Below are 14,947 nucleotides of genomic sequence, written 5' to 3'. Positions count from 1 at the left end.
TGTTAAAAACGTAACTTGCAGCAAACTTTTGTTTGCTGCTTTTTTTAACTGCACTGAAATTCGTGTAATTCTTTGACAAATTGTTTTCGCTGGTACCAATCATTATAAACCAAATTGTATTTATCAACTTTAAAATTTCCGAAATCAAAATTTCGATATTTTTCTAAAATTTCAATCCACTTATCTTTATTACTGATTTTTTTTCGAAATCGAGCTACAGTTGCGTGAGCGGTATTAATGGAATACCGTTTGTCAATACTTTCCTCTAATCCAGAATTCGTGAAATTTTTTCTTAGGTTGTTTCTCAAATCATCCAGGGAATTAGAATTAGTAAAACCCTGAAGCATTATAGCCGAAGGGGAAGCAGTAATTCCCTTAAAATTAATTGCTATATCCTTTATTTCAATAAGACTTTTTTCTATAACTGCTGCATAATCGGGAATCGAAATTGTGGCCAAATCAAAACCATCGTAACAGGAAATAATAGATAGCACAGTGATATGAATATCAGAACTGGGATAATAATATTGCTCTGGATCGATTTGTTTCAGCTCGTCTAAAAAGCCCTGAATGTTTTTTTTGGTGTGACTATCAGGTCGAATTAATAAAGAAATACCAAATCTATTGTCTGAAAGCGAATCGATTTGATTGTCAATTTGATACGTATCGGCTGCAATCTTTTCAATAGATTGATTGTATAGCGAATTATAATGTTGCTTTAGATCCATTCGGATTTATCTTTATATTATAAATAAAATTCGATAGCACGAAATTATAATCTGTGCTATTGAACTTAAACGAGTTTTTTATTTTTGCCGATTTAGATTTTATTCCCCTAATAAATTTTCAGTTTTTGTTAAGAAAGATGCTACGGATTCATTAATGTCTATGTCCATTCGGTCCGCAAGTACTGTCAACCACCAAATACATTCACCCAATTTATGCTGTAGTTCAGGATTTGTATTTCCTTTTGGCCAGCGACCTTGTTGGGACATCGTGTAACGTCCTACTAATCCCGCATCTGTTAGAAAAGCCAAAGCATCTTCTTCTACTGTCCATTCGCTACCGTGATGATCTTTTTCCAGTTGATGGTATTGTTTCCTGATTTTTAACGCTCTCTCTTTGATTTCTTTAAAATCTAAATTCTTCATTTGTTATTTAGATATATTGAGTTTGATTTTTTACTTGATTTGTAGTCACTAAGTTCATAAAGACCATGCTTGTGCTTGAAGCAGAACCAAAAAAGGAGGCTGGTGAATCGCTCAGAGTCCAATTCTTACCACTACAATTACCCTACTGCTACTTAAGAAGAACGGCTATCGATCAATGTTGGAGATTTACATAGAACTCAACCCATCACTCTGCGAACCGCCGTACACGAGACCCATACGTACGGTGGTGTGAGAGACGCACTCCGTCAGTTTCTGGCGGAGCCGTCTACTCGATTGTAGGCAGTATTTTTATTCATACAGTTTTGGTTCTTTCATTCCTTGTTTTAAAAACAGATCTTTATTCATTTCAAAATGTAATGTTGTCATGAAATTATAATATTCTTTAAATAGAGGTAAATTATATTTAATTCTCAAATTATCAACATTTAGGGAATCAAGTAATCCCTTCTTAGGAATTGCTTGTCCTGCTTTATTGTAAATAAGTTGCGAACCTAATCTCTGTTTTTGGTTTAGGTTAATTGCAATTCTGTCTTCTAGCATTGCATAATAAGATTTTTCTGCGTTATTTTCCATAATTTCCTTTCCTAATTGTTTAAGCATTTTCTGTTGAAATTTAACGTCATTATCGGCGTATTGGATAGTAATTCAGAATTTTTTTGAGTATTCTCCACCAACCTTATCAAATCCTAAATAACCATATTTTGAATTTATTTTTTTGATTTTTTGTTGATTAGCGCGGTCAACGCTATCTCTTTCTAATGTGAAAATTTTCCACGCTCATATTAATCCAGATTTTTTAATAAGGTCTTCAGAAGGAGTTCCTGTACTATATTTTTAGTCAATATTATAGATGTAATCCAGTTCAGAAGTTATTTTTTCTTTTTCTAAATTTGATATTTCTTTAGTTGAATTACAGCTAATCATATCTCAAATTAAGAAAATTAATGCTTTTTTCATATAATTCGGTTTTTTGGCAACATTGCCTACAACTTGTATACAGGCGAAACAAACTTTCTTATACGCACCCACATATTGGCAGATTGGAGAAGGTTTGTTTCACATTATTTAAATTCAAATATAACGTTTTTTTCTTACAAATCGTCAAAGGCCTTCTTATTTGCTGGATCCTTTATGTAATTAAGTGGGTGTAATTTTCGGCTGTTATTACCATTTTCTCGTGAGGGATAGCAGTGAAAATCCTTTTATGAAGCGCAGCGAGAATAAAAGATTGCAACGGATAGCCCGACCTTGTTGCTATAAAAAACAGGATTTGTATTTATACTTTCTGCAACGAGGTCACGCCCAAATTATAAAGATTCGGAGGCTAATTGGTGTTGGTGTCCGAAATAATTTTAAACAAAAAAGGTAGTGTATTTTGCGAAAAACTTTGCGAACTTTGCGACAAAATTAAAGAATATGAAAATCAACTTAAAAAACGGAATCGATAAGCTCCTTTTCGGAATGAAACAGAATGATGTTACCGCTGTTTACGGTAATCCGGATCGGAATTATAAAGACGAAGACAACAATGTGATTTTTGCATATAATGCATTGAAAGTGCGTTTGACGTTCTATGTTGAAGAAGATTTGAAATTAGGTTATATTGTAGCTTCGAGTCCGGACTTAGAATTATTCGGGACTAAAATTATCAATAAAAAAATTAGTGAAGTTAAAAAAGAATTGGCTCCAAAAGGACTGATTAAATTCACACAAGAGGAATTTGATACTTTTGAAAACTATTTTAACGAAGACAATTGGATTATCTTTCAAACGGAATTTGATGAGGTGGTAAAGTTTGAGATTGGTGCTATTATCAATCAAAAAGATGAATTCGATTGGAAATTTGGGAAGAAGTAATAGTATTGATTTATGCCTGATAGCGCAAAGCTGTTGCAGAAAAAACGAATTTTTAAAATGTTTTTTTAATCTGTCTTTTATGTGTGTTGCATTTTTGATTAATTAAGTTTTATCGAAATAAATTAATAAATAAACCCGACAATTTTCAAAGTAAATTGTCGGGTTTATTTATTTAATACTTTTTGAAGTTTACTGTTTTGCTACAGGTTGTTTTTCAAACATTTCTAACTCAAAAACAAGGTTAGTATTTGGTGGGATAACTCCTCCGGCACCTCTTTCTCCATACGCTAATTTAGAGGGGATAAAAATCACCGCTTTGTCTCCATATGACATTAGTGCTAATGCTTCCATGAATCCGAGAATCATACCGTCTTTTTTACCCGCTTCAAAAGGAAAAGCCTGGTATCCGTTTTGAGCGGCTCTGTTGGCATCGTATTTCCCATAGGCTTTAGAAACGTCTTCATAACTGCTGTCAAATAAGGTTCCGTCTTCAAAATATCCTGCATAATGAAAGTAGAAAGTTGAACCGTCAACTGGTTTTACTCCATTTCCTTTTTTAACTATTTTATACGCTAAACCAGAAGCCGTTGTAATTGCTCCTGCTTTTGCAGTTGCTAGGTAGGTTACTTTTGCAGCAATAACGGGCGCATATTGTTGCGTGTATGCTTTTTTGCTTTCTGCTTGAATTTCAGTTTGCTTTTTTTGATTTTCTGCATCAATCAATGCTTGTTTTTTAGCATCTTCGGCTTTATTGCCATAGTAGTCTGCAAATACTTTTGGAGCATCAAATTTTTTAGCCAAAAGTCCTTTTCTGATAATTGTGATTTTAGTGATTATATCATTTTGAGCAATCCCGTTCACAATGTTCATTCCTTGGGTAACATGACCAAAAATAGTGTGTTTTCCGTTTAACCAAGGTGTTTCTTTATGGGTAATAAAAAATTGGCTGCCATTAGTTGTTAGTCCTGAATTAGCCATTGCCAAAATTCCACCCTTATTAAATTTCAAATCTGTAAATTCATCTTTGAACGCATAACCGGGTCCACCAGATCCATTTCCTGAAGGATCACCACCCTGAATCATAAAATCTTTGATGACTCTGTGAAATTTTAAACCGTCAAAAAAAGGTTTGCCTTTTAGTTTATCGTCTAAAATATAAGTGTTTGTTCCTTCAGCAAGAGCAATAAAGTTCGCTACGGTTACCGGTGTTTTTGCATACTCCAATTGGACTACAATATCTCCTTTAGTGGTTGAAATTGTTGCAAAAATCCCTTCGGTAGTTACAGGGATTTTTGGAGTTACCTTAACTGCAGTTATTGGTTTTTTACCTGTAACTGGTTTCTTTTTAACTTGGGCATGCATATTGAGTACGCCCAAAAATAATAAAAGTAGAATTTTAGATTTCATTTTCTTAATAATTTAAGTCTGACAAATTTTGAATTATAATTGTTGTAAAATATTATTTGGGCATTGATTCTAATAATTCGATTTCGAAAATAATATTGGCATTTGGAGGAATTACCCCACCAGCACCAGCTGCTCCATAACCTAATCTCGAAGGGATAAAAATTACTGCTTTATCTCCAAAAGATAATTGTTCTAATCCTTCAATGAAACCAGGAATCATGCCATCTTTTTTTCCTGCCTGAAAAGGGATTGGTTGGTATCCGTTTTGTGCCGCTCTATTCTCGTCGTATTTCCCAAAAGTTTTAGCTACTTCTGCAATACTTGCGTCAAATAATTCGCCATCTTCAAGAAAACCTGCATAATGAATAAATACATTAGCTCCATTAGTTGGTTTTTTACCGCCGCCTTTTTTAATGATAACGTATTTTAAACCAGTAGGAGTTATCGTTGCCTTCGTTTTTAATTCTGCAAAATAGGCTGTTTTTTGATTGCGTACCTCTTTGTATTTTGTGTCATACACTCTTTTGTTTTCGGCATCAATAGCCAATTTTTTCTTTTGGTTTTCTGATTCTACGGCAAAATAATCGTGAAATGTTTTTACGGCATCAAACTTTTTTGCCGCTTCGCCATTTCTGATAATGGTTACTTTATTCATGTAATCATTTTGTTCAATTTTGTTGACTACTTCCATTCCTTTTTCGACAACATGGCCGAAAATAGTGTGTTTGCCATCTAACCAAGGAGTTGCAACGTGCGTAATGAAAAACTGGCTGCTGTTAGTCGTCGGACCATTATTGGCCATAGCCAAAACACCAGCTTTGTCGAATCTTAAATCAGAAAATTCATCTTTAAATTTATATCCTGTATCACCAGATCCCGTTCCTAATGGATCTCCACCTTGAACCATAAAATCTTTTATTACTCGGTGAAATTTTAATCCGTTAAAAAATGGTCTGTTTTTAAGGTTTTCATTGGTGACAAATTCATTTTTTCCTTCGGCAAGCGTCACAAAATTAGCAACAGTGATTGGCGCTTTTACAAAATCTAATTGTACAATAATATCCCCTTTGTTGGTTTCAATTTTGGCATACAAACCATCAGGAAGATTATTATGTTCTTCTTTACAAGAATAAAATGAGGCAATTACCAGGAATACGAGAAGGATGCTTTTTTTCATATGAAGTTTATATTTGTTTTTTTTATTGTGTTACAGTATCTTTTGGTGTGGTTTCTGTTATGACTTCTGGTTTAGATACAGGAGCGGGTGAAGTTGTTTTAATTTCATTCTGTTTTTTATAGACTGCTTCTGGTATGAAATCACGCAAGGTCACTATACAAAGCAAAGGCTGATTTGTGCCAATTTTCTTGTTATCACCATGATAACCAAAGCCCATGTGTGAATTGAAAAGGAAATTTACTTTTTCTTTTTTATGCATTAATTTTATCCCATCTCTCAATCCCATCATAATATTTTGTTTGTCAACGTAATATATTTGAGGTCTCAATTCTACTTCTGAATAAATGACATTTCCTTTTAAATCTTTTAATTCGTAATCAAAGAATGCAACGTCTCCTTTTTTGGGAGTAAGAGTGTCCAGTGTGTTTTTTGTGATGTAAGAATACCAATATCCTTTTGTAGAAGCGATAAATTTTATGTTTGAATTTCTTCTGATTACCGCATCAATTTGTGCTTCTTCGCCAGAAATTAATTTTTTATTTCGGGCTATCGATTTTTTCATAAAACTTCCCGAAGCCTGCGAAATAGGCCTTCTGGCTTCCTGATGTTGTTTGCAACTGAAAATTAATAGTGCTAATAATAATACAATTGCAAGTGCATGGTTATTTTTCATAATGTATTACAGGGTTAATTTTTGTACTAAATCTTCAAATTTCTTTACCGTTTCCTCCATGGAAAGTTCTGATTTTCCGCCGGCAGCATTGCGATGACCGCCACCATGGAAATGATCTCTTGCGAATTGATTGACATCAAAATCACCTTGAGAACGAAATGAAATTTTGATTATTTTTTCTTCTCTGTTTTCAATAAAAATTGCGGTAAAGTTAATTCCTTTGATGCTTAACCCGTAATTTACGATTCCTTCGGTATCTCCTTTTACATAATCAAAAGAGTTTAATTCGTCTTGTGTCAATGTTATATAGGCTGTTTTATGCTCTGGAATTACTTTCATGTTTTGTAGCGCTCTACCTAACAATTGCAAACGCCCGTATGAACTGTTGTCAAAAAGTAAAGTTGGAATCTCCGTGTTTTCAACACCTAAATCAATTAATTCGGCAATAATTCGATGCGTTGTTCCGGTTGTTTTTGGGAAACGAAAAGAGCCTGAATCCGTAAGAATTCCGGTGTAAATACAAGTCCCAATAGTTTTGTCGATATCTGCTTTTTTCCCAAGAAGACAAATGAAGTTGTATAACATCTCGCAAGTAGATCCAAAAGAAGTATCTGAATACATAAATGCCGCGTAATCATCCGGTTTTTGATGATGGTCAATCATGAGGAACGGAGCGGTTAGTTTTTCAAGTACCTTTTCCATTTCACCTGTACGGTGTAAAGCATTAAAATCTAAAGTAAAAATCAACTCTGATTCCTGAAGAATTTTAGTGCAGTTTTCTTTGTCTTTTTCGTATATTTTAACGGTTTCTGATCCCGGCATCCAAGCCAGAAAATCAGGAAATTCATTTGGAGAAACCACTACTGGATGGTGGTTATTTTTCAATAAAAAATGATACAATCCTAAAGTAGAACCCATAGCATCGCCATCAGGACCTCTATGTGGGATTATGGCAATTTTTTTTGGTGTTGATAATAACAACTGTATCGCTTGTATGTCTTGTATTTTCATAGATTGCGAAATTACATTTTTTTAATGTAAAGTTGAAATCATTAACACGATTTTCACCTATTATAAAAGGTCAATATCTTTATTTTTCATTTTTTTATATAATTGGTATTTTGCGCCTTTTACAATCTGAGCATGGTAAATCCCCACAGATCCCGAAGAAAAATATGCGATTAAACAAGCGATGCCAATAAAGACCGCACTTGCTGTTCCAAAAAGTTCCATTCCCATTACAGTGCAGGCAATAGGCGTATGGGTTGCTCCCGAAAAAATAGCTACGAATCCCATTCCTGCCAAAAGTGCGATAGGCAAAGGAACGACTACTGACAAAGCACTTCCTAAAGTGGCTCCAACAAAGAAAAGTGGAGTTACTTCTCCACCTTTGAAACCGGCCCCAAGTGTAAAACCTGTAAATAGTATTTTTATTAGAAAATCATAGGAAGCATTTGGAGTCAAAAACGCATCATCAATCATTGGAATTCCTAAACCGATGTATTTAGTGGTACCAATAAAATAAATGGAAGCTGAAAGAATAATTCCCCCAATAAAAGGACGAAGCGGTGGGAATGGTATCGTTTTCGAAAATAAAGTTTGCCACAAGTGGGTGCTTTGGGAAAACAGCAGGGCGGCAAAGCCAAATAACAAACTCACAAGAATCGTCCAAAGTAAGTTGATGAAAGTAATTTCAGGAACAACAGGAATGCTGTAAAGGGTATGTTTTACTTGCCAAAGCTCGACCGTAAAATAAGCTGCGTAAGCCACAATAAAAGAAAGGACAATACTCGTGAAATTAATTCGACTGAAATATAAAACTTCCAAAGCAAATAAGGCTCCCGCCAATGGTGTTCCGAAAATGGAGGCAAAACCGGCACTGATTCCTAAAATCAGGACTGTCTTTCGTTCCGAATTGTCAAGTTTAAAAAGGTTTGTAAATTGATCTGCGATAGCACCTCCCATTTGAACTGCAGTTCCTTCTCGTCCTGCTGAACCTCCAAAAAGATGGGTGATTAATGTTCCTATAAGCACTAAAGGTGCAATTTTTAGTGGAATGGTATGTTGAGGGTTTTCGTATTCTTCTAATAACAGATTATTGCCTTTTACCACTTCTTGTCCTAAATAGTAATAGCCCAATCCTATTATAAGACCGCCTATTGGCAAAAGCCAGATAATCCAATTATTATGTTCTCTTATTTGTGTAACCCATTCTAAAGCAACCAGAAAAAATGCGGAAGTCGTGCCTGAAAAAAGTCCTATTAATGTGCAAATGGAAATCCATTTGAAGACAAGAAACGTACTTTTTTTTATTTTTTCTAAATTCATTACATTCAAAACTAGAATTGACTCGGCGTTTTTTTTTGCTAAAGTATTACAATCCTTCTTGAATTAATGGTTTTTCAGTGGCTATAGCTGTAAATTCTATTTCTACCAGATATTCAGGACCTACCAATTTGCTGATTTCATAAAAACCAGTGGTAGGTTTTATGTCTTTAAAAAATTTGGCGTGAGCAGAAGCAACAGCTTCAAAGTTGTTAATATCAGTAGTAAATATTCGAGTGCGAATGACGTCTTTCATGCCTACGTTTAGGTCTTCCAGAACTTTCTCTACTCTTGTAAGAATGTTTACTGTTTGAGCATGCGCATCATTAGCTTTTACAACCTCACCATCAACAATTGCTACTGTCCCGGAAACTTCGATTATATTTCCAATGCGAACGGCTCTACAATAGCCCATTTTATCTTCCCAAGGTGAGCCTGTCAATATATTTTCTCTTTTCATTTTGTTTGATTTTTTAGTTTTAAAATGCAAATTAAATTTTTGGTATATTTTTTGCAATTTATAAAAAAATGTAAAATAAAAAACACTGGATTTTAATTAAAAAGTTCAATTTTCATAAAGGAGTTTAATGAGGTTAAATGTTCTTAAAAGTAATAAAATTCAAAATTGAATGTTATAAATGAAAGTTAAATTACATCCTGTTTGTCAATTAATGGCATCAGTTTTTTTAATTTTAAAAAAAAATATAAGCAGTAAATAAATTAATATATAAATAATGAGGAGGATTCTATTTTTAATAATGATTGTTGGTATGTCTTTAAGTGGATATGCCCAGAATGAATTTAACACTAAATTTAAGGCGATACCGCCTATAAATAAAAGTCCAAAAACAAAAAAAATAATACCTCCAGAATCGGCTTTGCCTCCTATCACTACACCCAATGTTTTCAAAAGTCCAGACCTCATAAAGCCAAAGCCTAGTCCATTCTCTATGTTGATTAAAAACGATTTTATTAATCCAGGAGACATTTATAGAGATAAGTTAAATAAAAAAGAGGATAAAGAATCGGGTGCATTTTATAGAAAAAACCAAGATTTAGGTGATTTTAAAACTAGTTCGGTTACGGCGAAAGTATTGTATCGGGATGCGGCTTATGTTGATGGAGATGCAATTCGAGTGTATTTGAATGACAAAGTGATTCAATATCAGGTAGATTTGGATAGTGATTATAAAGGCTTTGAAATTGTATTGGAAAAAGGATTTAATAAAATCGATTTCGAGGCACTAAATCAAGGGAGTTCGGGACCCAATACCGCTCAATTTCAAGTTTTTGATGACAAGGGAACTTTGATTTCTTCCAGTCAGTGGAATCTTGGAACGGGATTCAAAGCGACAATTATTCTTGTAAAGGAATAAACATACCCTAATCTTAGGAATAAAAAACCCGTTGGACGTAAATCTCCAACGGGTTTTCTTTTGCTTTATTTTTTTTTAAAACGGATCAGCCGTGACTCTAAATTTCATGTCTGCTTTTACGGTTATGTCTTTGGTTAGGGTTTCTTTAATTACCGCTTTTGTTCTTATTTTATAGCTGGATGCTTTAATGTATTTGTCTAATTTTGAATCTGTTACTGTTAGATTTAACACGTTAGTGGTAGAATTAATGTCATCTAAATAAGCTAGTTCGATTTCATCCGTTGAATCCGTTGAAATGTATAAATGGATTGATCGTAAGAAACTAAATGTTTTGTCAGTGGGATTAGTGATGGTTACTTTTAATTCTTTTAATCTTGCATCCTTGACTAAATTAGCATTAGTGTTATTATTTTGAAATTCAGCACTTGAATTTGTAGTAACATCTGGCGTAATTATTTCAGAAGCGGTATTAAGAGGAAATCCACTTGCAATGGTGAAAGAAGTTTGATTAGAAATGGTGAAGGTCAAAAGTTGATCTACCACATTGCAGGAAGCTAAAGATAGGACCAGTAGAGTAATTAGGGTGTATGTTTTTGTTTTCATTTAAATTATTTTATTAGTGTAAAGATTCATTTTTGTTATATTTAAGGTGCAAAAATATAACTATGTACGGTACAATAACTCTTCTGGTTTTTAAATATTGTCGTGTTAAGGCGATTAAAAGCAATTATAAATGACCAAAGTACAAAATAAATGGAAGATTTTTAAAATTCAATTTTTCAATTCAAAATATAAAAAGTATTTTTGCGCATGCAACACAACGTACTTATTTTAGATTTCGGATCGCAATATACACAGCTTATTGCGCGTAGAGTTCGCGAATTAAATATATTCTGCGAGATCTTCCCTTACAATCATTTTCCGAGTGATTTATCAAGTTATAAAGCAGTAATTCTTGGAGGAAGCCCTTTTTCTGTCAGAGGAGAAGATGCGCCTCATCCTGATTTATCTCAAATTAGAGGAAAGCTTCCTTTGCTAGCCGTTTGTTACGGAGCACAATACTTATCTCACTTTAGTGGAGGTGAAGTTGCGGCTTCGAACACCAGAGAATACGGTAGAGCTAATTTATCTTTTATAAAAGAAAATGAAGTTTTCTTTGAAGGTGTTTCAGAGAATAGTCAAGTTTGGATGAGCCATAGCGATAGTATCAAGGCATTGCCAACGAATGGAGTTAAAATTGCAAGCACACATGATGTAGAATTTGCAGCGTATAGAATTGAAGGTGAAACAACATACGCTATTCAATACCACCCAGAGGTTTTTCACTCTACAGATGGAGCGAAAATGCTGGAAAATTTTTTAGTAAAAATTGCTGATGTTCCTCAAAATTTTACGCCAAATGCTTTTGTTGAAGAAATGGTGGCTGAATTAAAAGAAAAATTACAAGATGATAAAGTAGTCCTTGGTCTTTCTGGAGGTGTAGATTCTACCGTAGCGGCAGTTTTGTTGCATCAAGCAATTGGAAAAAACTTATATTGTATTTTTGTAAATAACGGATTGCTTCGTAAAAACGAATTCCAAAATGTATTAGATCAATATAAAGGGATGGGTTTAAACGTAAAAGGAGTGGATTCTGGTGATCGTTTTTTATCTCAATTGGCCGGAGTAAGTGACCCAGAAACCAAACGTAAAATTATAGGACGTGTTTTTATCGAAGTTTTTGATGATGAATCACACCTAATCGAAGATGTAAAATGGCTGGCACAAGGAACCATTTATCCGGATGTAATTGAATCGGTTTCAGTAAAAGGACCATCAGCTACTATTAAATCGCACCATAATGTGGGAGGCTTACCTGATTACATGAAATTAAAAATTGTGGAACCGCTTCGTATGCTTTTTAAAGATGAAGTGCGTCGAGTAGGAGCTTCATTAGGAATAGATCCGGAATTATTAGGAAGACACCCTTTTCCAGGTCCTGGATTGTCAATTAGAATCTTAGGTGATATTACTCCAGAAAAAGTGCAAATTTTACAAGATGTAGATAAAGTTTTTATAGATGGTTTGAAGTCTTGGGGACTGTATGACAAGGTATGGCAAGCAGGAGCTATTTTGCTTCCAGTGAATAGCGTAGGAGTTATGGGTGATGAACGTACCTATGAAAAAGTAATTGCACTTCGTGCTGTTGAATCAACTGATGGGATGACTGCTGACTGGGTTCATTTACCGTATGATTTCTTGATGAAGGTGTCTAATGACATTATTAATAAGGTAAAAGGCGTAAACAGAGTTGTTTATGACATTAGTTCAAAACCACCAGCAACAATTGAATGGGAATAAACGTCAAAATATAATTTATTTTCCTTTGAGAGTAATTATTTTTTAATGTTCTTTATATAAACGGTATCAGATTTTGGAATAAAATTTGATACCGTTCTGTTATTAATAAGTGAATAATTTTTTAAATAAAAAGGATGAAGTATTTTATTACAGTTTGTATGGTTTGTTTGTTTTTTACGTTCAGTGTTTCCTCACAAGAAAAAAACAGTACACATAAGGTTGAAAAAGGAGAAACAATCACTCAGATTGCACAAAAATACAAAGTTACTCCACAGGATATTTATCAATTAAATCCAGATGCGCAAAGTGGTTTAAAACCAAATAGTGTTTTACTGATTCCAAAAAGTTCAGTAAAGAAAACTGTAGTTATTCCGGCTAAAACGAATTCACAAGCCAAAACCCATTTGGTAATCGCTAAAGAAACGCTTTTTGGCATTGAAAAGAAATATGGAGTTTCGGATGAGGCATTAAAAAAAGCGAATCCTTTTCTGGAGAAAGATGGATTGCAAATAGGACAAACGCTTGTTATTCCTTCAAATGCTGCAACGAAGTCTTCAAATGCAACTGTAAAACCTTCAAATACTACTGTAAAACCTTCAAGTGTAAAAAAAGAAGTAGTTGTTTATCATGAAGTTCTAGCTAAGGAAACAAAGTATTCTATTGCCAAAAAATATGGAATTACTATTGCTGAGCTAGAGAAAAAAAATCCTGAGGTTGTATCTAATTTACCCATTGGATATAAATTGATTATTAAAGGAAATGCGCCAAAAGTAGCTAAAATTGCTGCAATAACTGAATCGAAAAAGGAAACTGTAAAACCTTTTGCGGTAAAAATAGCCACGACAATAAATTATTGGAATTATGAAGTAAAATCTAAAGAGACGCTTTATAGTTTATCAAAAATGTTCGGGATGAGTCAGGAGGAATTGATTGCTTTAAATCCTACTATAGCTTATGGTGTAACCGAAGGAATGATTCTGAAAGTACCGTCTACTGTGTCAATGCCGCAGGAAAGTAAAAAAGAATACAGCCGTTTGTCTAAAAAAAGCGGGAATAACGACCTAAAAAAAATAGTGTTATTGATGCCTTTTAATATGAATACAAGTGAAGGAGATACAATCAATTCGACTGTTATACGGTTGAAAAAAGATAAGTTTTTAAATATGACCTTGGATTTTTATGCGGGAGCTATGTCAGCTATAGATTCGGCAAAACAACTAGGACTTAATATTGATGTGAGTGTTTTCGATTCTCAGGAAACAAAAAATGCATCAAATATTGCTGCTATTATTAAAGAAAATAATCTAGAAAATGCAGATGCAATAATTGGTCCTTTTTATCAAAATAATGTGGAAAAAACGGCAGAGTTACTGACTCTTAATCAAGTTCCTGTTATTTCACCTTTGTCAAAAGACGATGCAAAACCATATGCTAATTTATACCAAACGATTCCAACAATAACAGCAATTAAAAATGCAATGTTTGATTACATGAGATCAAAAGAGGGCAATATTGTAGCTGTAGTTGACAAGAAAAAGGAATCGGTTATTCAGTATATCAAAGAAAATCAGAAAGACGTGCGATTTTCAGCTCTTAATTCAAACGGAACTTTATCAGCTGAAAATTTGAAAAGTTTGTTTGTTAAAGACAAAATAAATTACGTGGTAATGGAAACTGCAAATACCAGTATGATAAACGCAACCATTGCGACCATGATGAGTGCCATGGCAACTTACAAAGTACAATTGGTGATTTTAGAGCCAAATGAAACATTGGATACGGATGAAATTAATTTTGTGAATTTGACAAAATTGAAAATGATGTATCCATCCATGACTCGTGATAACGAATCAGCAGAAGCTTTGCAATTTGAGAATAGCTTCAGAAAAATAAATAAAATTTTCCCTAGCACCTTTGCAACTCGTGGTTTTGATATTACTTTTGATACCATGATGCGATTATCTCAAGGCAAAAAATATCAGGAAACTGCTGATACTATTGCAACGGAACAAGTAGATAATAAATTCGAATATTATAAAAAACCAGAAGGAGGGTACACGAATAAAGGAGTTTATATCTTGTATTACGACACTGATTTAACAATAAAAGTAGCTAATTAAAAGTGTTCATTATAATTAGTGCTCAGTAAAGGCAGTAGAATAAAATAACAAATAAAATTATGACATCAAAAGTAACTTACTTAGGCGATTTAAGAACGTCATCAATACATGCGCAATCTGGAAATGAAATCATATCGGATGCACCTTTGGATAATAATGGAAAAGGGGAGGCTTTTTCTCCAACTGATACTGTTGCAAATGCGTTGGCAAGTTGTATGATGACCGTTATGGGAATAAAAGCTCGTGAGATTAACATTGATTTGAAAGGATCTACCGCTGCCGTAACAAAAATCATGAATACCGAACCAAGACGAATAGGCGTGATAGAAATTACGTTTGAAATGGTAGGTACAATTGAGCAAAAGAATATGACTATTCTAGAGAGAACCGCAATGACCTGTCCTGTTTTTATGAGTTTGAATACAGAAATAGAGAAAAGAATTACTTTCAACTGGAAATAAATAGTATTTAGAAGCAAGAGACAACAACAAGAAAGAGTA

15 protein-coding genes are annotated in these 14,947 nt (G+C 33.8%); 5 read left to right on the top strand and 10 right to left on the bottom strand.

All coding sequences use genetic code 11. From position 1 onward, the window contains the following. Window positions 1-44: 44 nt before the first annotated feature. The 3 genes from ACFX5D_RS11855 to ACFX5D_RS11845 form a co-directional block, all read right to left on the bottom strand. The gene (locus ACFX5D_RS11855) at window positions 45-728 is read right to left on the bottom strand and encodes a 2'-5' RNA ligase family protein (RefSeq protein ID WP_379858395.1); all 684 of its coding nucleotides are present in this window, start codon (window positions 726-728) and stop codon (window positions 45-47) included. A 99-nt stretch (window positions 729-827) separates the two neighbouring features. Continuing rightward, window positions 828-1,151: a nucleoside triphosphate pyrophosphohydrolase family protein gene (locus ACFX5D_RS11850; protein ID WP_379858394.1), complete on the bottom strand. Its 324-nt coding sequence runs from the start codon at window positions 1,149-1,151 to the stop codon at window positions 828-830. A gap of 309 nt (window positions 1,152-1,460) precedes the next feature. Then, window positions 1,461-1,772, bottom strand: a complete 312-nt coding sequence (locus tag ACFX5D_RS11845) for a hypothetical protein (protein WP_379858393.1) — start codon at window positions 1,770-1,772, stop codon at window positions 1,461-1,463. Window positions 1,773-2,588: 816 nt separating this feature from the next. Between ACFX5D_RS11845 and ACFX5D_RS11840 the strand changes: the two genes are divergently transcribed. After that, on the top strand, window positions 2,589-3,029 hold the full coding sequence (locus tag ACFX5D_RS11840) for a hypothetical protein (protein ID WP_379850508.1): 441 nt from the start codon (window positions 2,589-2,591) through the stop codon (window positions 3,027-3,029). Between the two features lie 189 nt (window positions 3,030-3,218). Here ACFX5D_RS11840 and ACFX5D_RS11835 read toward each other — a convergent pair whose 3' ends face one another. From ACFX5D_RS11835 to ACFX5D_RS11810, 6 genes are read right to left on the bottom strand one after another with little or no spacing between them, the layout of a single operon-like run. Continuing rightward, the gene (locus ACFX5D_RS11835) at window positions 3,219-4,436 is read right to left on the bottom strand and encodes a peptidylprolyl isomerase (RefSeq protein ID WP_379858391.1); all 1,218 of its coding nucleotides are present in this window, start codon (window positions 4,434-4,436) and stop codon (window positions 3,219-3,221) included. Window positions 4,437-4,488: 52 nt separating this feature from the next. Then, entirely contained in the window at window positions 4,489-5,613 is a 1,125-nt protein-coding gene (locus ACFX5D_RS11830) for a peptidylprolyl isomerase (RefSeq protein WP_379858390.1), read from the bottom strand. A 22-nt stretch (window positions 5,614-5,635) separates the two neighbouring features. After that, complete coding sequence (gldI, locus tag ACFX5D_RS11825) at window positions 5,636-6,286, bottom strand: gliding motility-associated peptidyl-prolyl isomerase GldI (protein WP_379858389.1); 651 nt, start codon at window positions 6,284-6,286, stop codon at window positions 5,636-5,638. A 6-nt stretch (window positions 6,287-6,292) separates the two neighbouring features. After that, window positions 6,293-7,297 (bottom strand): DHH family phosphoesterase, encoded by a 1,005-nt coding sequence (locus tag ACFX5D_RS11820; RefSeq protein ID WP_379858388.1) that lies wholly within the window; start codon window positions 7,295-7,297, stop codon window positions 6,293-6,295. Window positions 7,298-7,357: 60 nt separating this feature from the next. Beyond that, complete coding sequence (locus tag ACFX5D_RS11815; RefSeq protein ID WP_379858387.1) at window positions 7,358-8,614, bottom strand: voltage-gated chloride channel family protein; 1,257 nt, start codon at window positions 8,612-8,614, stop codon at window positions 7,358-7,360. Between the two features lie 46 nt (window positions 8,615-8,660). Beyond that, window positions 8,661-9,071 (bottom strand): RidA family protein, encoded by a 411-nt coding sequence (locus ACFX5D_RS11810; RefSeq protein WP_379858386.1) that lies wholly within the window; start codon window positions 9,069-9,071, stop codon window positions 8,661-8,663. Window positions 9,072-9,345: 274 nt separating this feature from the next. Between ACFX5D_RS11810 and ACFX5D_RS11805 the strand changes: the two genes are divergently transcribed. Then, window positions 9,346-9,987 (top strand): hypothetical protein, encoded by a 642-nt coding sequence (locus ACFX5D_RS11805; protein ID WP_379858385.1) that lies wholly within the window; start codon window positions 9,346-9,348, stop codon window positions 9,985-9,987. A 75-nt stretch (window positions 9,988-10,062) separates the two neighbouring features. Here ACFX5D_RS11805 and ACFX5D_RS11800 read toward each other — a convergent pair whose 3' ends face one another. Next, window positions 10,063-10,590, bottom strand: a complete 528-nt coding sequence (locus ACFX5D_RS11800) for a hypothetical protein (RefSeq protein ID WP_379858384.1) — start codon at window positions 10,588-10,590, stop codon at window positions 10,063-10,065. Between the two features lie 207 nt (window positions 10,591-10,797). On the opposite strand from ACFX5D_RS11800, the gene guaA reads away from it, so the two are divergent. The 3 genes from guaA (at window position 10,798) to ACFX5D_RS11785 (ending at window position 14,908) form a co-directional block, all read left to right on the top strand. Then, window positions 10,798-12,327 (top strand): glutamine-hydrolyzing GMP synthase, encoded by a 1,530-nt coding sequence (gene guaA, locus ACFX5D_RS11795; RefSeq protein WP_379858383.1) that lies wholly within the window; start codon window positions 10,798-10,800, stop codon window positions 12,325-12,327. Window positions 12,328-12,461: 134 nt separating this feature from the next. Next, the gene (locus tag ACFX5D_RS11790; protein WP_379858382.1) at window positions 12,462-14,447 is read left to right on the top strand and encodes a LysM peptidoglycan-binding domain-containing protein; all 1,986 of its coding nucleotides are present in this window, start codon (window positions 12,462-12,464) and stop codon (window positions 14,445-14,447) included. Window positions 14,448-14,506: 59 nt separating this feature from the next. Then, a complete protein-coding gene (locus ACFX5D_RS11785; protein WP_379858381.1) occupies window positions 14,507-14,908 on the top strand; it encodes an OsmC family protein in 402 nt (133 codons plus the stop codon). The last annotated feature ends 39 nt before the right edge of the window (window positions 14,909-14,947 follow it).

This window comes from Flavobacterium fructosi (assembly GCF_042787335.1).
Taxonomy (GTDB): domain Bacteria; phylum Bacteroidota; class Bacteroidia; order Flavobacteriales; family Flavobacteriaceae; genus Flavobacterium; species Flavobacterium fructosi.
The sequence above is the reverse complement of the archived record's forward strand: the minus strand, read 5'-3'. Positions and strand labels throughout refer to the sequence as shown.